The organism is Brenneria goodwinii, from assembly GCF_002291445.1.
Classification (GTDB): domain Bacteria; phylum Pseudomonadota; class Gammaproteobacteria; order Enterobacterales; family Enterobacteriaceae; genus Brenneria; species Brenneria goodwinii.
In genome coordinates this window covers 4,339,033-4,361,518 of sequence record NZ_CP014137.1, presented here as the reverse complement: position 1 = coordinate 4,361,518, position 22,486 = coordinate 4,339,033, and the positions used below count along the sequence as shown (strand labels likewise).

Annotated in this window: 16 protein-coding genes; 5 read left to right on the top strand and 11 right to left on the bottom strand. The window is 57.2% G+C overall.

Going from position 1 to position 22,486, the window contains the following annotated elements:
* The first annotated feature begins 7 nt into the window (after window positions 1-7).
* Together uca and atzF are read left to right on the top strand one after the other, a co-directional pair.
* Window positions 8-3,607: an urea carboxylase gene (gene uca, locus ACN28R_RS19310; RefSeq protein ID WP_095835238.1), complete on the top strand. Its 3,600-nt coding sequence runs from the start codon at window positions 8-10 to the stop codon at window positions 3,605-3,607.
* A 10-nt stretch (window positions 3,608-3,617) separates the two neighbouring features.
* The gene (atzF, locus tag ACN28R_RS19305; protein WP_095835237.1) at window positions 3,618-5,438 is read left to right on the top strand and encodes an allophanate hydrolase; all 1,821 of its coding nucleotides are present in this window, start codon (window positions 3,618-3,620) and stop codon (window positions 5,436-5,438) included.
* 70 nt (window positions 5,439-5,508) lie between these two features.
* Here atzF and ACN28R_RS19300 read toward each other — a convergent pair whose 3' ends face one another.
* The 6 genes from ACN28R_RS19300 to ACN28R_RS19275 form a co-directional block, all read right to left on the bottom strand.
* Window positions 5,509-6,522, bottom strand: coding sequence for an ABC transporter substrate-binding protein (locus ACN28R_RS19300; RefSeq protein ID WP_048636918.1), 1,014 nt, complete (start codon window positions 6,520-6,522; stop codon window positions 5,509-5,511).
* A 181-nt stretch (window positions 6,523-6,703) separates the two neighbouring features.
* Complete coding sequence (locus tag ACN28R_RS19295; RefSeq protein WP_095835236.1) at window positions 6,704-7,807, bottom strand: ABC transporter permease; 1,104 nt, start codon at window positions 7,805-7,807, stop codon at window positions 6,704-6,706.
* Entirely contained in the window at window positions 7,807-8,688 is an 882-nt protein-coding gene (locus tag ACN28R_RS19290) for an ABC transporter permease (protein ID WP_048636917.1), read from the bottom strand. The genes ACN28R_RS19295 and ACN28R_RS19290 overlap by 1 nt, the downstream gene beginning before the upstream one ends.
* Window positions 8,678-9,517: an ABC transporter ATP-binding protein gene (locus ACN28R_RS19285; RefSeq protein ID WP_095835235.1), complete on the bottom strand. Its 840-nt coding sequence runs from the start codon at window positions 9,515-9,517 to the stop codon at window positions 8,678-8,680. The genes ACN28R_RS19290 and ACN28R_RS19285 overlap by 11 nt, the downstream gene beginning before the upstream one ends.
* A 49-nt stretch (window positions 9,518-9,566) precedes the next feature.
* Window positions 9,567-9,860 (bottom strand): hypothetical protein, encoded by a 294-nt coding sequence (locus tag ACN28R_RS19280; protein ID WP_145957983.1) that lies wholly within the window; start codon window positions 9,858-9,860, stop codon window positions 9,567-9,569.
* 201 nt (window positions 9,861-10,061) lie between these two features.
* Window positions 10,062-11,393 carry an aspartate aminotransferase family protein gene (locus tag ACN28R_RS19275; RefSeq protein WP_095835851.1) on the bottom strand — a complete coding sequence of 444 codons (1,332 nt, stop codon included), beginning with the start codon at window positions 11,391-11,393 and terminating at the stop codon, window positions 10,062-10,064.
* A gap of 289 nt (window positions 11,394-11,682) precedes the next feature.
* Here ACN28R_RS19275 and ACN28R_RS19270 point away from each other — a divergent pair, with 289 nt between their 5' ends.
* Entirely contained in the window at window positions 11,683-12,441 is a 759-nt protein-coding gene (locus tag ACN28R_RS19270) for an SDR family NAD(P)-dependent oxidoreductase (protein ID WP_048636915.1), read from the top strand.
* Between the two features lie 94 nt (window positions 12,442-12,535).
* The gene (gene pdxR, locus ACN28R_RS19265) at window positions 12,536-14,032 is read left to right on the top strand and encodes a MocR-like pyridoxine biosynthesis transcription factor PdxR (protein ID WP_095835850.1); all 1,497 of its coding nucleotides are present in this window, start codon (window positions 12,536-12,538) and stop codon (window positions 14,030-14,032) included.
* Between the two features lie 160 nt (window positions 14,033-14,192).
* Here pdxR and dppF read toward each other — a convergent pair whose 3' ends face one another.
* The 5 genes from dppF to dppA form a co-directional block, all read right to left on the bottom strand.
* On the bottom strand, window positions 14,193-15,212 hold the full coding sequence (gene dppF / locus ACN28R_RS19260; RefSeq protein ID WP_048636914.1) for a dipeptide ABC transporter ATP-binding subunit DppF: 1,020 nt from the start codon (window positions 15,210-15,212) through the stop codon (window positions 14,193-14,195).
* A complete protein-coding gene (dppD, locus tag ACN28R_RS19255; protein WP_048636913.1) occupies window positions 15,209-16,189 on the bottom strand; it encodes a dipeptide ABC transporter ATP-binding protein in 981 nt (326 codons plus the stop codon). Before dppD ends, dppF begins: the two co-directional genes overlap by 4 nt.
* A 13-nt stretch (window positions 16,190-16,202) precedes the next feature.
* Window positions 16,203-17,105: a dipeptide ABC transporter permease DppC gene (gene dppC / locus ACN28R_RS19250; RefSeq protein ID WP_048636912.1), complete on the bottom strand. Its 903-nt coding sequence runs from the start codon at window positions 17,103-17,105 to the stop codon at window positions 16,203-16,205.
* Between the two features lie 13 nt (window positions 17,106-17,118).
* Window positions 17,119-18,138 carry a dipeptide ABC transporter permease DppB gene (gene dppB / locus ACN28R_RS19245; RefSeq protein WP_048636911.1) on the bottom strand — a complete coding sequence of 340 codons (1,020 nt, stop codon included), beginning with the start codon at window positions 18,136-18,138 and terminating at the stop codon, window positions 17,119-17,121.
* Window positions 18,139-18,294: 156 nt separating this feature from the next.
* Complete coding sequence (gene dppA, locus ACN28R_RS19240; protein ID WP_048636910.1) at window positions 18,295-19,902, bottom strand: dipeptide ABC transporter periplasmic-binding protein DppA; 1,608 nt, start codon at window positions 19,900-19,902, stop codon at window positions 18,295-18,297.
* 1,115 nt (window positions 19,903-21,017) lie between these two features.
* Here dppA and ACN28R_RS19235 point away from each other — a divergent pair.
* Window positions 21,018-22,367: a 2-hydroxycarboxylate transporter family protein gene (locus ACN28R_RS19235; protein ID WP_048636909.1), complete on the top strand. Its 1,350-nt coding sequence runs from the start codon at window positions 21,018-21,020 to the stop codon at window positions 22,365-22,367.
* The last annotated feature ends 119 nt before the right edge of the window (window positions 22,368-22,486 follow it).

The window sequence follows — 22,486 nt, the reverse complement described above, 5'->3', positions numbered from 1 at the left end:
AGAGTAAATGTTTGAAAACATATTGATTGCCAACCGCGGCGCGATTGCCTGCCGTATTTTGCGCACCCTGCATGCAATGAATGTGAAAGGCGTCGCGGTCTATTCCGAGGCCGACGCCGCCAGCCTGCACGTCCGGCAGGCGGATATCGCGGTGAGCCTGGGCGACGGCCCCGCCGCACAGACTTACCTGATGGTCGACAAGATCCTGGCGGCGGCCAGACAAACCGGCGCCAAGGCCATCCACCCCGGCTATGGTTTCCTGTCCGAAAACGCCGTTTTTGCGCAAGCCTGCGAAGCGGCGGGTATCGCCTTCATCGGGCCGACGCCGGAGCAACTGCGCGTCTTCGGGCTGAAACATACCGCGCGCGCGTTGGCGAAAGCGCACGGCGTACCGATGCTGGAAGGCTCCGAACTGCTGGCGGATAGCGATGAAGCGCTGACGGCGGCCAGCGTCGTCGGCTATCCCGTGATGCTGAAGAGCACGGCGGGCGGCGGCGGGATCGGCATGCGCGTATGCCGTTCGCCCACTGAACTGTCCGAGGCTTTTGAGAGCGTGCGCCGGCTGGGACAGAATAATTTCAGCGATGCGGGCGTGTTTATCGAAAAATACATTGAGCGCGCCCGTCACCTTGAAGTGCAGATTTTCGGCGACGGTCACGGCGCGGTGGTGGCGCTGGGCGTCCGCGACTGCTCGGTGCAGCGGCGCAATCAGAAGGTACTGGAAGAGACCCCCGCCCCCAACCTGCCGGCGGGCATGGAAGAGGCGCTGTGCCGCGCCGCGATCGAGCTGGGCAAGGCCGTCGGCTACCGCAGCGCGGGTACGGTCGAGTTCGTCTACGACAGCCAGGACGAGCGGTTCTACTTCCTTGAGGTCAACACCCGCCTACAGGTGGAGCACGGCGTCACCGAACAGGTATGGGGCGTGGATCTGGTGCGCTGGATGCTGCTGCTGGCGGCGGGCGAACTGCCCGCGCTGGATGAACTGGCGCAAGATCTGCGGCCCCGCGGCCACGCCATTCAGGCGCGGCTGTATGCCGAAGATCCGGGACGCAACTTTCAGCCCAGTCCGGGGCTGCTGACGGCCGTCAGTTTTCCCGAGGCCGACGGCGAATCGCTGCGCATCGATACCTGGGTCGAAGCGGGTTGCGAAATTCCGCCTTATTTCGACCCGATGATCGCCAAGCTGATTAGCTGGTCGTCTTCCCGGCAAGAGGCCCGCCGCGCACTCGATGGCGCGCTGGCCGCTACGCTGTTGTACGGGGTGGAAACCAACCGTGATTACCTGCGGCAAATCATGGCGGATACCCCTTTCGCCAGCGGCGCGCCGTGGACCCGCTGTCTGGAAACGCTGACCTACCGCGCCAATACCTGCGACGTTGTGGCGCCGGGCACGCAAACCACGGTGCAAGACTACCCCGGACGCCTCGGCTATTGGGCCGTGGGCGTACCGCCCTCAGGGCCGATGGATGACCGTTCGCTGTGCCTGGGCAACCGTCTGCTGGGAAACGCCCCTGGAACGGCGGCGCTGGAAGTGACCATGAGCGGCCCGACCCTGCGCTTCAACACCGACGCCGTTGCGGTGGTGACAGGCGCCGAGCTGCCGGTGCAGTTGGACGGGCAAGCGCAGCCGCTGAACACCGTATTTCACATCCCGGCGGGCGGTACCCTGCGCATGGGCGCCATCGCCGGGGCGGGGGCGCGCAGCTACCTGTGCCTGCGCGGCGGCATCCAGGCGCCGGATTATCTCGGCAGTAAAAGCACCTTCACGCTGGGGCAGTTCGGCGGTCACGGCGGCCGCGCGCTACGGGCGGGTGACGTGCTGCATCTTGCCGCCCTGCGGGATAACGCCGCCGGCGCCAGTCTGCCTGCCGAGCTGGCCGTCTCGCTGCCGGCGGTCCGCGCGCTACGGGTGATTTACGGCCCGCATGGCGCGCCGGAGTATTTCACCCCGGCTTATGTCGACACCTTTTTCGCCGCCGAGTGGAAAGTTCACTTCAACTCAAGCCGTACCGGGGTGCGTCTGATTGGCCCCAAACCCGAATGGGCGCGTGAAAGCGGCGGCGAAGCGGGCCTGCACCCCTCCAACATCCACGACAATCCCTATGCCATCGGCGCGGTGGATTTCACCGGGGATATGCCGGTGATCCTCGGCCCTGACGGGCCGAGCCTGGGCGGTTTCGTCTGCCCCGCGACCGTGATTGAGGCCGACCTGTGGCAGCTCGGCCAGCTTAAGGCGGGCGATAAGCTGCGCTTCATCCCGGTCAGCGTCACGACGGCGCGCGCGCTGGCGGCGGCGCGAAAAGCGGAATATAGCGGATTGCGGCCCGTTTCGGTCCATTGGCGACCGCAGCCGCTGCAATCCCCGGTGGTGCTCGACCGCGGGCAGGAAAACCAGCGGCTGGTCGCCCGCCTCAGCGGCGATCGCTGCCTGTTGCTGGAGTTTGGCAAACCGGAGCTGGATCTGGCGCTGCGTTTTCGCGGCCATAGTCTGATGCAAATGCTACAGGCTGACGGCGTCAACGGCATCATCGACCTGACTCCGGGGATCCGCTCGCTGCAAATCCACTACCATCCGGAAACGTTGCCGCTGGAGCAACTGCTGCCGTGGGTGGCCGATGCGTGGCGCAAGGTCTGTGAAAAGCAGGATTTGCGCGTCCCTTCGCGCATTGTGCACCTGCCGCTCTCCTGGGATGACCCTGCCTGCCAACGGGCGATCCAAAAGTACATGACCACCGTGCGCAAAGATGCGCCCTGGTGTCCGAGCAACCTGGAATTTATCCGTCGCATCAATAACCTGCCGGATCTGGACGCGGTCTACCGTACGGTATTCGCCGCCAGCTATCTGGTGATGGGGCTGGGCGACGTTTATCTGGGCGCGCCGGTCGCCACCCCGCTGGATCCGCGCCATCGGCTGGTGACCACCAAATACAATCCCGCCCGCACCTGGACGGCGGAAAATTCGGTAGGTATCGGCGGCGCCTACCTGTGCGTTTACGGCATGGAAGGCCCCGGCGGATATCAGTTCGTCGGCCGCACGCTGCAAATGTGGAACCGCTACCGCGACCTTGAGGCCTTTGACGGCAAGCCGTGGCTGCTGCGTTTCTTTGATCAGATCCGTTTCTACCCGGTTTCCGCCGACGAACTGTCGCAGATCCGCCGCGACTTCCCGCTGGGGCGCTATCCGTTGCGCATTGAACACGGCGAGCTGGCGCTGGCGGACTATCTGGCGTTCATGGCGCGAGAGGCGGACAGCATCGCCGCATTCCGCCACCGGCAACGCTCGGCGTTTGATGCCGAACGGCGGCGCTGGGAGGATGCCGGTCAGGCCCATTGCGACAGCGAGGCGCAAAGCACGGAAAACGACGCCGGCGCGCCGCTGCTGGCCGGTCAGTGCGGCGTCACCAGCCCGATCGCCGGTAATCTATGGCAGGTTCAGGTTGAAACGGGCGCCCGCGTCGCCGCCGGCGACGTCCTGGTGGTGCTGGAGTCGATGAAGATGGAAATTCCGATCGAATCCCCCTGCGCAGGCATCGTCCGCGAAGTGAGAGTACAGCCGGGTTCCCCCGTGAGCGCCGGACAGTGCGTTATTGTCATCGACGAAGTGTGAGGAAAATACCATGCAACCGACCTTTGATCTGCGCCTGAGCACGCTTCAGGATGCTTACCGGAAAGGCGAATTAACCCCGCGGGCGTTGCTGCGACAGCTGCGCGAAGCCGCGGCCGCCCTCAATCCCGAATTCAATCTGTTCATCCATCTGCTGAGCGCGGAAGCCCAGGAGCCTTATCTGGCCGCGCTGGCACAGCGGTCGCCCGCCGATCTGCCGCTGTACGGCATCCCCTTTGCAATCAAGGATAACATCGATCTGGCGGGTATCCCGACCACCGCGGCCTGCCCAGCCTATGCCTATGTGCCGCAAAACAACGCGACCATCGTCGATCGGCTGATCGCGCTGGGCGCAATCCCCATCGGCAAGACCAATCTGGATCAGTTCGCCACCGGTCTGAACGGTACGCGCTCGCCCTATGGCGAGTGCCGTAATAGCGTGCTGCCGGATTACCCTTCCGGCGGCTCCAGCGCCGGTTCGTCGCTGGCGGTGGCCCTGGGCCTGGCCAGTTTCGCGTTGGGAACGGACACGGCGGGCAGCGGTCGGGTACCCGCCGCGCTGAATAATCTGGTCGGTCTGAAGGCCAGTAAGGGACTGATCTCCACCGCAGGCGTGATACCGGCCTGCCGGACGCTGGACTGCGTGACGTTCTTTACCGCCAGCGCGGCGGAGGCCAGTCTACTGCTGGATCTGACCGTCGGCATCGATCCCGATGATGCCTACAGCCGCGCCAATCCGCAGTGGAATGACGCCGGCGCGTTTGGCCGCCCCAGGCCCGGCTTCCGTTTCGGCATACCGGATAAACTGGAGTTTCTCGGCTGTGCGGAAAGCCCGGCGCTCTTCTCCGCCGCGATTGAACGGCTGCAGGCATTAGGCGGGGTGCCGGTCAGCATCGATTTCGCCCCTTTTCTGGAGGCCGCCCGCCTGCTCTATGAGGGGCCGTGGACCGCGGAACGCTACAGCGTGGCCGGCGAGCTGATTGAACGTCAGCCGGACGCGGTACTTCCGGTCATTCGCGATGTGCTTGCCCAGGCTCCCCATCGCAGCGCCGTCGACGCCTTTCGCGCACAGTACCGATTGCAGGCGTTGAAAGCCGTTTGCGACCGTACGCTGGCCGATCTGGACTGCATTCTGACCCCGACCTATCCGCGCGCGGTCACGTTGGACGAGCTGCACGCCGAACCGGTCAAACGCAATGCCGACCTTGGCTACTACACCAATTTTATGAACATGCTTGACTATGCGGCGGTCGCGGTGCCCGCCGGGTTCATGACGACCGGCCTGCCCTGGGGCGTTACGCTGTTCGGACGCGTGTTCACCGATCAATACCTGCTCAGTCTGGCCGCGGCCTTGCAGCGCGAGCTGGCGCTGCCGCTGGTTGGCGGATACCGGTTGAACGAAGCCGCGCCGGAGCGGATGGCCCGCAACGACCGGGTTCGGCTGGTGGTGTGCGGCGCCCATCTCGCCGGACAGCCCCTGAACGGGCAATTGATCCGGCGCGGCGGCCGGCTGTTGCAGGCAACGCAAAGTTCACCGGACTATCGGCTGTATGCGCTGGCCGGCGGTCCGCCGTTCCGGCCGGGAATGGTGCGGGTGGAAGAGGACGGCGCAGCGATAGAGGTCGAAGTGTGGGAACTGCCCGCATCGGAACTCGGCTCTTTTCTCACCGGCATTCCCGCACCGCTGGGACTGGGAAAAATCCAGTTGTCCGATGGCAGTTGGGAAACGGGTTTCATCTGCGAGCAATATGGTTTGCAAGGCGCGGAGGATATCACGCACCTGAAAGGCTGGCGCGCTTATCTCTCTTCCCGAACAGAGAGCCAGTCCGGTTAACCGGACGGGGCGCCCATAAACCGCCGGTTTATGGGCGCCCGGCAACACGAGGTGACGGCAGACGCCGGAATTACTGCGCCGCGGCCTCCCAAACGACGTGGGTCATGGCGCTATCGCCGGGATCTTTTTTGATCACCGACTCGCCGCCGCCGCTCAGCAAGACATCCACGGTACGCCGATAGGCGGCAGGATCCAGATAACCGATTTTCGGCGTATTGGCGTTGGTAATCAGCTTGGCGACGTTTTCCATCTGCCGCTGCTGTACTTCCACCGTCGCGGAACCGGACGAATCTTCATTAACCACAATCTCGGCGGCTTCTGCCGGGTTATTTACCGCCTCGTTCCAGCCTTTGTAAGTGGCTTGCAGGAACTTCGCCATTTTCGCCACAAAAGCCGGATCTTTCAGGCTGGATTCCAGCACGTACAGCCCGTCTTCCAGGGTGGAAACGCCCTGATCTTCATACGGGAACGAAATCAGATCGTCCGCTTTCATCCCGGCGTCAATCAGCTGCCAGTATTCGTTGTAGTTCATGGTGGAAATACAAGCCGCCTGATTCTGTAACAGCGGATCGACGTTAAAGCCCTGTTTCAGCACTTTGATGTCGGTATCCGGTTTGTAGCCCAGTTTATGCATCCAGTTGAAGAACGGATATTCATTGCCGCCGAACCAAACGCCCAGCGTTTTTCCTTTCAAGTCCGCCGGGGTCTTAATCCCGGTCGATTTACGGCAGGTCAGCATCATGCCCGAACGATCGAATATCTGCGCGATATTCACCAGCGGCACCCCGGACTCGCGCGCGGCCAGCGCATCGGGCATCCAGTTGACAATCACATCCGCCGACTTGCCGGCAATAACCTGCACCGGAGAAATATCGGTTCCACCCGGTTTGATGGTGACATCCAGCCCGGCATCTTTGTAATAGCCCTTGGCCTGCGCCACGTAGTAGCCCGCAAACTGAGCCTGAGGCAACCATTTAAGCTGAAGCGTGACTTTCTCGGCGGCATGAACGCCGGCGCTCAATGACAATGCCAGCGTCGTGGCGGCCGCGATAAGGCATTTGCGAAAGGCGGAACGATCTCTCATATGAGTATCCTCGGGTTAGGGTGGAACACACACCATGTTTTTTTAACAACCATGTTTTTCTAACAACTAGGTTTTTTTTAACAACTCTATTTTTTTAACAACAACATTTTTTAATAACGATCCTTTGGGTAACAATGCTTGCCGATAACGATGACGGCTTACTGCTCACAATACGGGCCGCTTACGACTCGCCGCGCACTGAGGGATGCCAGAAATTGACTTTCCTTTCCAGCCAGACCAACAGCGCATAAAACAGCGATCCCACCACGGACGCGACCACAATCGCCGCCCACACGGTGGGCATGTGCATCCGGGCCGCTTCGGTTGAGATACGAAAACCCAGTCCCGCGGTGGGGGAGCCGAAATACTCGGCGACAATCGCGCTGATCATCGCCAGCGTGGCATTGACCTTAAGCGCGCCGAAAATAAAGGGTAACGCCGCCGGCAGGCGCAGCACTCTCAGGGTGGTGCGCGGCGTGGCGGCATAGCAATACATCAGTTCGCGCTCCAGCTTGCCGGAGGCCTGTAGCCCGGCCAGCGTGCTGACCAAGGCAGGAAAGAAGGTCACCAGCACAATGACCGCCGCCTTGGAAGGCCAGTCAAAGCCAAACCACATCACCGCAATCGGCGCCACGCCCACCAGCGGAATGGTGCTGGTCAGATTAGCCAGCGGCAGCAAACCGCGTTGCAGGAACGGCAGCCGGTCGATCAGAATGCCTACCACGATACCCATGCCGCTGCCCAGCAAATACCCCACCAGCACCGACTTCAACACCGTTTGCACAAAGTCGCCCGTCAGCAGCCCGGCGTTGTCATACAGCGCCCGGACAATATCCATCGGCGCGGGCAGCAATACCTGAGGCACCGCGAACACCGCGACCAGCAATTGCCAGAAATAAAGGATCCAGGCGCCAAACAACGCGGCGACCGCGCCGGCCGGCAGCGTTTTACCGCCGCTGTTCGCCAAACGCTGCACGCTATGGCACGCCAGCAGCGCCAGGGCCGACACCGCCAACCAGTACACGGCATCGGGATGCGCCATCGCGCCGGGCTGAATCAGCATTCCGGCCGCCGCGACGGTCAGCGCGATCGCCAAGGCCGGCAGCCAGGATGATGAAGAGGGATACAACGCCAGCAGGACGGCGCACAGCAGCAGCAGTTCGATAACCAGAACCTGCGTTATGCCGCCTACCGCCACGCCGCCGGGGAGCAGTTGCACCAGCCCCATCAGCGTCGCGATCAATGCGACGACCAGACCAAAACCGCCGGTAACATATCTACGCATCACTGACCCCCTTTACGACGCGACATGACGGCGTATTCCGTCAGGCTGACCAACGCGGTCAGCAACAGCCCCAGTAAAGAGGCCATCACCAGGGCAGACCAGATCTGAATGGTGTTGCCGTAATAAGAACCGGTTAGCAAGCGCGCGCCCAGACCGGCCTGCGCCCCCGTCGGCAACTCCGCCACCATGGTGCCGACCAGGCCGCTGGCGATCGCCACCCGGAATGCCGGAAACAGATAAGGCAGGGCGGAAGGCAGCCGAACCATCCAGAAGGTATCAATACGGCTGGCGGCATAAGTGTGCACCAGTTCCATTTCCATCTTCTGCGGCGAACGCAACCCTTGAACGGTGGCAATGGTGACCGGAAAGAAACAGAGATACATGGCGATCGTGGCTTTTGGCAGCAGGCCGGTGATCCCCAGGCTGCCCAGAATAATCAGCACAATCGGCGCTATCGCCAGTACCGGCACCGTTTGCGACGCCACAATCCACGGCAGCAGAGCTTTATCCAGCGTGCGGGAATGCACAATGCAGATAGCCAGCGCCAGCCCCAGCGCCACGCCCATGACGAACCCGGTCAGCGCGGCGCTGGCCGTCACCCAGGTGTGCAACAGCAGGTTTCGCGGCGAGGTGACCGGCCATTTCGTCAGGCTGGCCCAGATATCGGCCAGAATCTGGTGTGGCGTGGGCAGCACCGGACGCGACATGTTCAGCGTGGTTTCCACCAGTTCGCGCCAGCCCCAGCCGCCGTCCGAAGAGAGAGTACGGTCAATCGCCCCTTGCGCGTTCAAGGCAATCGCCAGCAGATACCAAAACACCACGGCCGCGGCGATAACCACGGCGACGGGGAAAACCCGGTAACGTAACGCGTCAATGTTCATGATGACCCTCGATTAGCGCTTCACGCACTTCCTGGGCCAGACGAATGAACTCCGGCGAGTCGCGCATAGACAGATCCCGCGCCTGGGGTAAGGGAGAGTCGATGATTTTGACAATACGGCCAGGACGGGGCGACATAATGACAATGCGGGTAGACAGATAGACCGCTTCGGAAATGGAGTGCGTGACGAAGACCATCGTGCGCTGCTCGTTGCACCACAACTGCTGTAACTGCTGGTTCAGATTATCGCGAGTCAGTTCATCCAGCGCGCCGAAAGGCTCGTCCATCATCAGAATTTTCGGCTCGAATCCCAGCGCCCGCGCAATGGACGCGCGCTGCTGCATGCCGCCGGAGAGCTGCCACGGATATTTTTTCTCAAATCCGTTCAGACCGACCCGCGCCAGCTGTTCACGGGCTATCTCTTCACATCTGGCCGGCAACGCGCCCTGAATCTGCAATGGCAGCATGACGTTAGCCAGCACGGTGCGCCACGGCAGCAACACCGGCGCCTGGAAAACGTAGCCATAGGCCCGCGCCTGCCGGGCTTCCGACGGCGTCATGTCATTGACCAACACATCGCCGGAGGTAATCGGCTCCAGATCGGCAATCACCCGCAATAATGTGGTTTTACCGCAGCCGGAAGGCCCGATGAAGGAAACAAACTCGCCCTGGCGAATGGTCAGATTAATATCTTTCAGCGCGTGTACCGGCTTATCGGCCGCCGGATAGATCACATTGGCGTCACGTACGACGATTGCCGGTCTAGCCGTGTTGCGGGCCGATGTCGTCGTTATGAGTGATGGCTCATCTGCATACATTGGTTGGCTCATACCGGTTGTCCCATATTGGCGGTTTCTGACTATTTGGTTAGGTTTCTGCCTAAACTGATGCCATTTCCATGCCAACGTTTATTTTCCCGCCAACCTTACGAATAACAGGGGAATTAACCCTGCGGTCAGGCAAGAGAAAACACATTTGGTGCAAATCCCCGCCTATTTGCCTCCATTTGGAGCAATATCCATACATAAAACGTATATTTGGTTTTAATGCCGGGGGAGGATTGCCAAGGGCGATGGATAAACCGGTTTGATCGGCGCTGCTTGCAGGCAGAGGGAATTTCCAGAAACTGCCGTATTCAACGGCAGAGAATATTTCGTGCGCAAAAATAGCCATCGCACGCGCCCGACATAGGGGCTCAAACGCCGCCCCTATGAACCCCGGCTATTGGCTAAGTTGTGCCGCTAACGCGGCGCCTGCAGCGTTCGCGGCCTTATTGCGAACCGCGCCCACTGCAGCACAATTCCTTACGCCAAAAAGGGCCACATCACGCGACTCATCAGCCGGTCATCACTGGCGTTCCAGCGAATTTCAGGTTCAGGCAAACTTCGCGTTGACCTCGCAGAGTGCCTCATCAATGATGCCGAGCGCCTGGTTCACTTCTTCTGCCGTTACAATGCAGGGCGGCACCACATGCAGACGGTTTTCGGCGACAAACCCCAGCAGCCCTTTATCCAGCAGCCGTGATTTAAACTCGCCCATGACAGCAGCCGGCAACGGCGTTTTACTGACCGGATCCGACACCAGCTCCAGCGCATGGAACAGGCCGATACCGCGCACTTCGCCGACGATGGCGTATTTTTCGCCCAGTTGCCGTAAACCCTGCGCCAAGATGCCATCCCCGATCCGGGCGGCGTTTTCCACGATTTTTTCCTCTTCCATCGCATCCAGCGTCGCCACAATGGCCGCCATCGCCAAAGGATGGCCGGAATAGGTCAAACCGCCGGGAAACATGCGCGTATCGAAAAAATGGGCAATCGGATCGGAAATCAGCACGCCGCCCGCCGGCACGTAACCGGAGTTCACCCCTTTGGCAAAGGTGATCAAATCAGGCTCAACGCCGTAATGTTCAAACGTAAACCAGGAACCCGTCCGGCCAAATCCGGCCATCACTTCATCCATAATCAGTACAATACCGAACTCATTGGCCAACGCCTGAACGCCCGCTAAATAACCGGCGGGCGGAACCAGAATCCCCGCCGTGCCCGGAATGGTTTCCAGCAAAATGGCGGCAATAGTGTTCGGGCCTTCACACTCAATGATGCGGCGCAGGTGGCGCAACGCGGCCGCGCACTCCTCTTCCTCTGTTTTCGCCATGAATTCGCTGCGATACAGATAAGGCGTGAAGAAGTGAACATGACCACGGGAATACTCATTGGGCAGACGCCGCCAGTCGCCGGTCGCGCCGATCGCGCTGCCGGTATTGCCATGATAAGAGCGATAGCCGGACAGCACTTTCTCTTTGCCGGTAAACAGGCGCGCCATACGGATCGCGTTCTCATTGGCGTCCGCGCCCGCATTGGTGAAAAACACCTTGTTGAATTTATCCGGCGCGCGGGCCACGATGCGTTTCGCCGCTTCGCCGCGCGCCAGGTTGGCCGTCGCCGGGGCGATGGTCGCCAGCGACTCGGCCTGAGCCTTGATGGCCGCAATCACTTTCGGATGCTGGTGACCGATATTGGTATTGACTAACTGGCTGCTGAAATCCAGATAGGAATTCCCAGCATAATCCCAGAGACGGCACCCTTCGCCGCCCGCAATAACCATCGGGTTCAGCGCCCCCTGCGTCGACCAGGAGTGGAAAACATATTGCCGGTCCAACTGACGGACATAGTCATTAGACAACGCGGTTTCATTCTTGTTGGTCATCTTCTCATCCTCATCATTGCGCGGTACACACAGCGCCCCGCCGTTCACCGGGAGCCGCGAGGTTACGCCGCGTGTATAATGTTCATTCATCAAAATCAGACTAGGGACAAAAACGCCGGCGTTGATAGAGCCAGATCATGAATAACTATGGGTCAGTTTGTCCCATAGATTCCATACAACTGGCTCTGTCGGAGAGGTTTCCCACTTCGTAAAGTGAGAAAGTAGGGGCAGGAGGCTGCCCCTACCATGTTGGAAAAACAGGTTTATTAAACTTCAGAGGGCGTTTTTAATGCAGAATATTGTGTTTATCACCGGGGCGACATCCGGATTCGGTCATGCAGCAGCACACCATTTTGCAGCCAATGGATGGTCGTTGATCCTAACCGGACGGCGGGAAGCGCGATTGAAAGCGCTGGCGGATGAGCTGTCAGCCAAGGTGCCGGTTTACTGTTCCGCGCTGGACGTCAGAGACGCGCAGGCGGTCAAACAACTGGTCGATACGCTGCCAGCCGAATTTAAGGCGGTGAAAACGCTGGTCAACAATGCGGGTCTGGCTCTGGCGCCTAATGCGTCGCAAAACGTCGCGCTGGAAGACTGGCATACCATGATCGACACCAATATCACCGGTCTGGTCAACGTCACCCACGCGCTATTGCCGACGCTGATTGCGACCGGCAAAGGCGCCAGCATCATCAATATCGGCTCCATTGCCGGACAATGGCCGTATCCCGGCAGCCACGTTTACGGCGCGTCAAAGGCGTTCGTGAAACAGTTCAGCTATAACCTGCGTTGCGATCTGCAAGGCACCGGCGTGCGGGTCACCGATTTGGCGCCCGGCATCGCGGAAACCGAATTTACGCTGGTGAGAACCAAAGGCGATCGGGAAGCCTCGGACAAGCTGTACCAGGGAACCACGCCGCTCACCGCGGAGGATATCGCCGCGCAGATTTACACGATCGCGACCCTGCCGGACCATATGAACATCAACCGGATGGAAGTGATGCCGGTGCGTCAGGCGTGGTCTGCCTTTGCCATCGATCGTGATTAAAACGCTTTCAGGTTAAAACCGCATCCCCCGCGCCATTCAGGTATGTAATTTGCTTGTCTCTCAGGCATATGTTGTTGGGCGTGGGATGCGGAAAATGATTGATCACTGTCTATATATCGATTTTGTATCGAACAGAAGCCTGCAAGAGCAGCTACGCGAAACGCTGGTTACCTCAATTCTCGCCGGCGTATTTCCGATTGACGAACCGCTCCCCTCCTGTCGTAAGTTATCGTGCCAGTTGAATATTTCTCGAAACACGGTGGCGCTGGTCTACGAAGGCCTGCTCAATGACGGTTACCTGATCAGCCGTCCGCGCAGCGGGTATTACCTGCACCCGAACTATCACCAAACCGATGCCTTGCCGGATATACCGCGTTATGACGACATGTCGGAAACGGAACCGGCGGCACCGGAATGGAGCAAGCGATTCAATAAATGCCCCAGCAACTACCTTGCGATCCTGAAGCCCGCGCAGTGGATGGACTATCCCTATCCCTTTATCTACGGTCAGCCAAACACGCAGCTTTTCCCGCTGGAACAGTGGCGCGAGGCGATGCGTAAAGTGACCGGCGCTCATCACGATCAAGGCTGGATATACGACAATATCGACCAGGATGTTACGCCGCTGATTGAACAAGTGCGCAAGCGTATTCTTCCCAAGCGGGGCATTATCGCCCGCGGTGATGAAATCCTGATCACGCTGGGCTCACAGAACGCGCTCTACCTGCTCTCTCGCCTGCTGCTGAACAGAAACACCCGAATCGCGGTAGAAAATCCGGTATTCCGCGAGGCCATCAATACTTTCGCGCTACAGGATGCCCACATCATCCCCCACCAGTTAGACAGCGAAGGCTTGCAGTTAACCGAGGTATCGCGCTCCTGCGACTATTTTTATGTCACGCCCAGCCATCAGGCGCCGACGGGCATCAGCATGAGCAATGCCCGCAGAACCCAATTGCTTGAGCACGCCTGTAAATACGATCAGATTATCATTGAAGACGATTACGACTCCGAAAGCAGTTTTGATCCCCACCCCAGGGCCGCCCTGAAGGCCAGCGACATGCACAACCGGGTGATTTACGTCAGCAGCCTGTCGAAATCGCTGTCGCCGGGGCTGCGTCTGGGCTATCTGGTCGCGCCGTCGGAACTGATTGACGAGCTGCGCGCGCTACGCCGGCTGGTTTACCGTCATCCGCCCGCCAGCATTCAGTATCAGATGGCGCATTTTCTGTCGCAGGGATATTACGAAACCTACCTGCACCGCTACCGCGAGGACTCGGCCAAACGCTGGCATATTCTCAATGATGCGCTGAATACCCATCTCCCCGAATGTACCCGCATTCCCGGCAGTAACCCTGCCAATGCGTTCTGGATTCGCACGCCGGCATCCATCAATACACAACAGTTGGCATGGCGGGCAGCCCATGCCGGCGTGCTGATCGAACCAGGTCAGGATCATTTCCTCGACAGGCAGCCGCCGGAAAACTATTTCCGTCTGGGCTTCCACGCGATCAAAACCGAACAGATTGAACCCGGCATTGCACGGCTGGCCGAGGCGTTTCACCTTACCCGGCAGAAACACCGCCGCTAGCGGCAATCATCGTTGAAATATTCAGGTGTGGTTTTTAGCCTGATCCACGAGTCATGGATCTAGCGTGACGTTTATCGTCCGACCGTCTCTTCTTTTCTCTTTACGGTGAATCAGGCTAGCCCACGCCCCAATGAAAGAGACGTGGGCTAGCGATAACCAATTAGCCGGAATGCGCAGGCTGAACGCCCTGTTCGTCCTGATCGACGGCGAAACAGGCGACCTGCTGTCCGCCATAGTCTTTCAGCTGTGGTTGGAACTGGGTGCAGGTGCTGAAGCAACGCTGACAGCGGGCGTTGAACGCACAGCCCGGCGGCGGATTCAACGGGCTGGGCAGCTCGCCGACCAGCTTGATGCGTTCACGCCGTAAATCCGGATTAAGCCGGGGCGTCGCGGATAACAGCGCCTGGGTATACGGATGACGCGGATTACTGAAGATGGCCTCTTTGCTGCCCTTCTCCACACAGCGCCCCAGATACATCACCATGACCTCGTCGGCAATATGTTCGACCACCGACAGGTCATGAGAGATGAACACGTAAGACAGCCCCATATCCTGCTGTAAATCCATCATCAGGTTCAGCACCTGCGCCCGCACCGAAACATCCAGCGCCGACACCGGTTCATCGGCGATCACCACGTCCGGATCCAGCATCAGGCCGCGGGCGATGGCGATACGCTGACGCTGCCCGCCGGAGAACATATGCGGATAGCGATCATAGTGCTCGGTTTTCAGCCCCACCTTCGCCATCATGGTCAGCGCTTTTTCACGGCGTTCGGCTTTCGACAGTTCGGTGTTGATCAGCAGCGGCTCTTCCAGGATCTGACCGACCTTTTTACGCGGGTTCAGCGATCCGTAAGGATTCTGGAATACGATCTGGATCTTCTGGCGGCGCAACTTCTCCGCCGTGTGATCCGGCTTCAGCAGATCCTGTCCCTGATAGTAAAGCTCGCCCGCCGACGGTATTTCAATCATGGTCAGCAGACGGCCCAGCGTCGACTTGCCGCAGCCGGATTCACCGACCACCGCCAGCGTTTTCCCGCGCTCCAGCGTAAAAGAGACGCCGTCCAGCGCTTTGACCATTCTCTCCGGCGCAAACAAGCCTTTCTTCACCGGATAGTGTTTTTTCAGGTCGATCGCATGCAGTAAATGCGGTTGCGATGTGACGTTATTCGGGTTCATAAGGTTGGCCTCCCCGCATCATCCAGCGGTGTGTGACATTTCACCTGACGCCCCGGAATACTCCGCAGCTCCGGCTCTTCGCGCCGACAGCGATCGTTCGCATAGGGGCAGCGCGGATTCAACAAACAACCGTTTGGACGGTCGTATTTCCCCGGCACCACGCCCGGCAGCGATTCCAAACGCGATTTATCCGTCGCAAACTCCGGCAGCGCGCGCAACAGCGCCTGCGTATACGGATGGCGGGGCGCGCTGAAAATATCCGTCGCCTTGCCCGACTCCACCACCTGCCCGGCATACATCACGATGATGTGATGCGCGGCTTCGGCCACCAGCGCCAGGTCGTGCGTGATCAGGATCAGCGCCATGTTCTCGCGCTGCTGCAATTCAAGCAGCAACTCGATGATCTGCGCCTGGATGGTGACATCCAGCGCCGTGGTCGGTTCGTCTGCAATCAACAGTTTGGGCCGGCAGGCGATAGCCATGGCGATCATCACGCGCTGGCTCATCCCGCCGGAAAGCTGGTGCGGATAGACGTCCAGCCTTGATCCGGGATCGGGAATGCCGACCAGCGTCAGCAAGTCAATCGCCCGCTGACGACGGGTTTTGCGGTTGCCGCCCTGATGAACCTTGATGGCTTCCATAATCTGAAAACCCACGGTGTAGCAGGGGTTCAGACTGGTCATCGGATCCTGAAAAATCATCGCCACTTCCGCGCCGACCAGTTGACGCCGCTCTTTCTCGGATATCTGCGTCAAATCCCGCTGGTTGAATTCCAGTTTGTCGGCCATCACCTTGCCGGGATAATCGATTAATCCCATAATCGCCAGCGAACTGACCGATTTACCGGACCCCGATTCGCCGACAATACCCACCACCTGCCCTTGCTCAACCTGGTAACTGATACGGTCGACCGCACGAAACGGCACGCCCTCATCGCCAAAATGAACGGACAGTTTCTCTATATTGAGTAACGCCATCTCTCTACCTCTATTACTGCTTGAGTTTGGGGTCGAGAGCATCACGCAAGCCGTCCCCCATCAGGTTAAACGCCAATACCGTCAGTAAAATCGCCACGCCGGGGAACGTCACCACCCACCAGGCGCTTTGCGCAAACTGCAAAACGTCGGAAAGCATGGTGCCCCACTCGGGCGTAGGCGGCTGCGCGCCCATACCGAGGAAACCCAAAGCAGCCATATCAAGAATGGCATTGGAAAAACCCAGCGATGCCTGCACGATCAGCGGCGCCAGGCAGTTTGGTAAAATATTGACGAACATCTGGCGCATCGACCCCGCGCCCGCCACGCGCGAAGCCGTCACATAGTCGCGGTTCACTTCAACCAGCACCGCCGCGCGGGTCAAACGAACGTAGTGCGGCAGCGCCACAAACGTCAGCGCCAGCGAGGCGTTGACAATCGACGGCCCGAAGACCGCCACCAGCACCAGCGCCAACAGCAGGCTGGGCAACGCCAGCATGATGTCGACGACGCGCATGATAATGGCATCAACCATACCGCCGAAGTAACCGGCCAGCAGGCCGAAGATCACCCCCAGAATCAGCGACAGGACGACCACCAGACAGCCGACCAGCAGCGACAGACGCGCGCCGTACATCAGCCGGGATAAAATGTCGCGGCCGACGTCATCCGTGCCCAGAATAAACCGCCAGCTTCCTCCCTCCTGCCAGACCGGCGGATGAAGCAATGCATCGCGGAACTGTTCGGACGGCAGATGCGGCGCCAGTACATTCGCCCCAATCGCAATAAGCAGCATCAGCACGACATAAATCATGCCGATCACCGCCCCTTTATTACGTTTGAAATAGTGCCAGAATTCCTGGAACGGGGTCATCGGCTTAGGCGCGCTGTTTACAACAGGCTCAGTAATTTGTGTCATCTCAGCCTCCCCCTTATTTCTTATGACGGATACGTGGATTAACCACGCCGTAGAGCACATCCACCAGCAGGTTAACCAGAATAATCATGGTCGCCACCAGCAGCACGCCCCCCTGCACAACCGGATAATCTCGGCGCTGTAAGGCATCAATCAGCCAGCGTCCCAGCCCCGGCCAGGAGAAGATCGTTTCCGTCAGAATGGCGCCGGCCAGCATCGTACCGACCTGTAAGCCGATAACCGTCACCACCGGCAGCATGGCATTACGCAACGCATGCACCACAATCACCCGCAGACGGCTCAACCCTTTGGCGCGGGCGGTACGGATGTAATCCTCGCCCAGCACTTCCAACATGGCGGAACGCGTCATACGCACAATCACCGCCAGCGGGATGGTGCCCAGCACCACCGCGGGCAGAATCATATGCTCCACCGCATCGATGAAGTCGCCCGGTTCGCCCCAGAAGAAGGTATCAATCAGCATGAACCCGGTCAGCGGCATACTTTCGTCAAGGAAAACAATATCGCTGATGCGTCCGGATACCGGCGTCAGATTGAAGTGAACCGAAACCAGCATGATCAGCATCATCCCCCACCAGAAAATGGGCATGGAGTAACCCGCCAATGCCAGACTGATGGAGGCGTGATCGAAGATAGAACCGCGTTTTACTGCCGCCAGAACGCCGACGGGAATACCCACGCTGATGGCGAAAATCATCGCGCAGATACCTAATTCCAGCGTCGCTTTAAAGCGTGGGACAAATTCTTCCCAGACTGGAATGCGACTTTTGAGAGAAACGCCTAAATCGCCGTGTAATACACCGCCGATATAATTGACGTATTGTTGCCACAACGGCTTGTCCAGCCCCATTTCAGCCATCAACTGAGCATGGCGCTCAGCAGAAATTCCGCGTTCCCCGGCCATGATCATAACCGGGTCGCCCGGGATCATGTGCACAAAAGCAAAAGTCAGTAGAGTAATACCGATAAACGTTGGGATAACCAGCCCCAAACGCCGGAGTATGAACTGCAACATATCCCGAACTCTCTTTTAAGCGTCCGATGGCTCTTAGGCTATCGGACTTATATGCTCACATTTGAAATTTAACGGGCAATAAAGCCCCACCGCCGCCACATCGTCAGCGACGCGGCGAAGGCAAGGCTCAGGGATTGCCCGTGAAGACGTGTTGAATTAATCCAACGACACGTTGTTGAAACTGTGTACGCCACGGGGCTCGATAACATAACCCTTCACATTTTTACGGATTGGCTCATACACGGTGGAGTGCGCCACGATCAGCGCCGGCGCCTGATCGTGCATAACGACCTGCGACTGTTTATACAGCTCGATCCGTTTTTCATGATCGGAGGTCGTGCGGGCAGGCAGGATCAGATCTTCAAACGGCTTGTAGCACCACTTGGAGTAGTTCGATCCTCTTTCCGCCGCATCACAGCTAAACAGCGTGGCGAAGAAGTTATCCGGATCGCCGTTGTCGCCGGTCCATCCCATCAATACGGTCTGGTGCTCGCCGTCTTTGGCGCGCTTGAGGTACTCACCCCATTCATAGGTGACGATCTTGGCCTGCACCCCGACTTTCGCCCAATCCGACTGGATCATTTCAGCCATACGACGGGCATTCGGGTTATAAGGCCGCTGGACCGGCATCGCCCACAGGTCGATGGTGAAGCCATCCGCCATGCCCGCTTCTTTTAACAGCGCTTTGGCTTTTTCCGGATCGTAGCTGTAGTCCTGAATATCGTCGTTATAGCCCCACATGGTCGGCGGAATCAGGTTTTTAGCCGCTTGTCCGGCTCCCTGATAGACCGCGTCGATAATGGCGCTTTTGTTCACCGCATAGGTCAGCGCCTGACGCACTTTCACATCGTCCAGCGGTTTTTTCTGTACGTTGAACGCCAGATAACCGACGTTAAGACCCGGTTTTTCCAGCAGCGTAATATTTTTGTCTTCTTTCATACGCGCCAAATCGGCCGGATTGGGGTACGGCATAATCTGGCATTCGTCTTTCTGCAATTTGGCGTAACGCACGGAAGCATCCGGCGTGATGGAGAACACCAGACGGTCGATGCCCGGTTTTTTACCCCAGAAACCGGGGAATGCGGTGTACAGAATGCGTGAATCTTTCTGATATTGCTGCAATTTAAACGGCCCGGTGCCGACCGGATTCAGGTCGATCTTCTCCGGCGTACCGGCTTTCAGCATCTGATCGCCATACTCCGCCGACATAATGGAAGCGAAGTCCATCGCCAAGTCAGCCAGGAAAGGCGCCTCCGGACGAGTCAGCTCAAAGCGGACCGTGTAGTCGTCCACTTTTTCAATCTTGCCGATCAAATCCGGCATCCCCATGCCCTGGTAGTACTCATAGCCGCCGCCGGACACTTTATGATAGGGGTGATTGGCATCCTGCTGACGCAGGAAGGAGAACAATACGTCATCGGCATTGAAATCACGCGACGGCTTAAAGTCTTTACTGTCCTGCCACTTCACGCCTTTACGCAGATGGAACGTGTAAGTTTTACCATCTTCACTGATATCCCACTTCTCAGCCAGACCGGGTTCTATATCGGTTGTCCCGCTTTTGAATTCAATCAAACGGTTGTAGATAGGAATAGAGCTGGCATCAAACGTTGTTCCTGAGGTGAACAGTTGCGGGTTAAACCCTTCTGGAGAGCCTTCGGAACAATAGACCAGCGTTTTAGCCTGTAGTCCGGCGGCGACAGACATGGCCAACAAACCAAGCCCGAGTTTCAAAACCCTTGATTTAGCCAAGGAATTTCCCATTATTTGTGCTCCATTGTGGATGATATTGTGTTGTTCATTAGGTCGGACCGCTATTTTTGAGTGTAATGGTCCGAGCCTTGCCCGAAGGCGCAAAATTAAAATAACGGAGAAAGCGGCGAGACAGCCTACGGCCAATGAATACGAGGAATCATTCAGGCATTCACTGTTTTCTTCCCTCTATGACGTCTTAAATCTGTCAACAGATTACAGTTGCGTCAATACAAGCTGTAGGGATTTACAAACAGCCAGACCATTTTTCATTGGTTCAAAACACGAAAAAATCGCAAATAACAGTTATTATTTTTTGTAAAATAATTAAAAGCCAGTGTAAAAAACCATAAAAACACAAAAATAAAGAAATTACCACCATCAAAAAAACTATGAGAATATTCTTCTACATGTCCAAGATATGAGCACTATTCATTGTGAAAAACGTTATCGGCAGGTGAAAATCCTGCCAACATATAAGTTAAAGTGATATCAGTATGAAATATAGAAATTTGAAACATACTATCTACGCGTCATAAAAAAACTTTATTGCCTATGAAACAATAACGCGAAAGAGGGTGGCCGCAGCCGATTTGCCCACCGGCTAAAGCGCCGGGATCTTGCTGAAGAAAACGCGCCTATCCGTTCCGCCGCTCAAGCGGTCAGAGGCATGTTGATAGGGAATATCTGGCTTATGGCCATCTTTTCTATGCTGGAAGCTATTAAGAATGGATTTTGGTCGCTAAAAATGCTTTTATTAGTTTTTGATTCGATTATTTACTTATTTTAATAACGTGATATGTTTATATTACATTAATGATGTCCCCGCCTTTCATTCTCCGAAATGCTATTAAATGCGACCTTTAAATTAATTTAATTACAAAAAAATGATATAAGTTATTTAAAAGGAACTTGCTAATAAGTTCACAAATAATGAAATCACATATTATTTTTAACATTAACCCATGCTAGATTACGGATTAATAAAAACACGCGTTAAATAAAACCTTCACCATTCTGAGTTTTTCGTTACGTATTGATGAAAAACAAAAAATGGATTTCTTACTTTTATCTGAAAATGAACGCAGGACTCTCCTGTACCGTACTGTCATAGCAGGGTGAATACAATGAAAAAAACTGACACTGATATTCTCTGTGAGAACGATCTTGCCATAGATACACCCACATCCCTCTCACTTGTAGATACTATTTTCAACAAGAAAATCGGGGCCGTCCCTGTCCCGCTTTTTATTGCTATCGCTGCTATTGTTTTTATTGCAGCCTACGCAGGATATTTACCAAAAAATATGATCGGCGGTTTCGCGGTTATTATGAGTATGGGTTTTTTACTGGCGCATATCGGACATAAAATTCCTGTATTTAAAGATATCGGCGGCCCGGCAATTCTTTGTCTGATGGTGCCTTCTATTCTGGTGTATTTTCATATGTTCAATGAAAACACCATGAATACCGTACACCTGCTGATGAAAGAGGCGAATTTCCTGTATTTCGTCATCGCCTGCCTGGTGGTCGGCAGCATCCTGGGCATGAACCGGAAAATCCTGATTCAAGGCATGGTCCGCATGTTTGTACCGTTGGTTGTGGGTACGGCAACGGCGCTGTGCACCGGACTGCTGGTTGGCAAACTCTGTGGCTATAGCTTCTACCACACCTTCTTTTTCATCATTGTTCCGATTATCGGCGGCGGCATCGGCGAGGGCATTCTGCCTTTATCGCTCGCCTACTCCGCGATTTTAGGAGAAACGCCGGATGTTTATGTCGCGCAACTGGCGCCGGCCGCCGTCGTCGGCAACATCTTCGCCATCTTCTGCGCAGGCATCCTGTCCCGCCTGGGCATGCGCCGAAAAGATCTGAATGGCGAAGGCCGTCTGGTGCGCAGCGATGAAGACAACGCCATCTTCTCCGTAACCGAAGCGCCGAAAGCCGTTGACTTCCACCTGATGGGCGGCGGTTTGCTGATGATCTGCGCGTTTTTCATCGTCGGCGGCCTGTTTGAGAAACTGGTTCATATCCCCGGGCCGGTATTGATGATTTTGATCGCCGTATTTTGTAAATACAGCCGCGTTATTCCCGCCACGATGGAAACCGGCGCGCATAGCGTTTACAAGTTTGTTTCCAGCTCGCTGGTGTGGCCGCTGATGATTGGCTTAGGCATGCTCTACATCCCGCTGGAAAGCGTGGTATCCGTCTTCTCCATCGGTTATGTCATCGTCTGCGGCTCAGTGGTGCTCTCCATGGCGCTGGTCAGCTTTTTTATCGCGCCTTACCTGAACATGTATCCGATAGAAGCGTCCATCGTCACCACTTGCCATAGCGGGCTGGGCGGCACCGGCGACGTAGCCATATTGTCTGCCTCCAACCGTATGTCATTGATGCCTTTCGCTCAGATCGCCACCCGTATCGGCGGGGCTTCCACCGTGATCGGCGCCACCCTGCTGCTGGGTTGGATCATCTAACTTAACCGCGCATTATCTGCCATAGGCCGGTCGGCTTTATCGACCGGCCTATTTATTTTCCGCCTTAACCGTGACCTTCCCCCCCCATTTCTGTTTATATATAGCCAAATACATTCCAA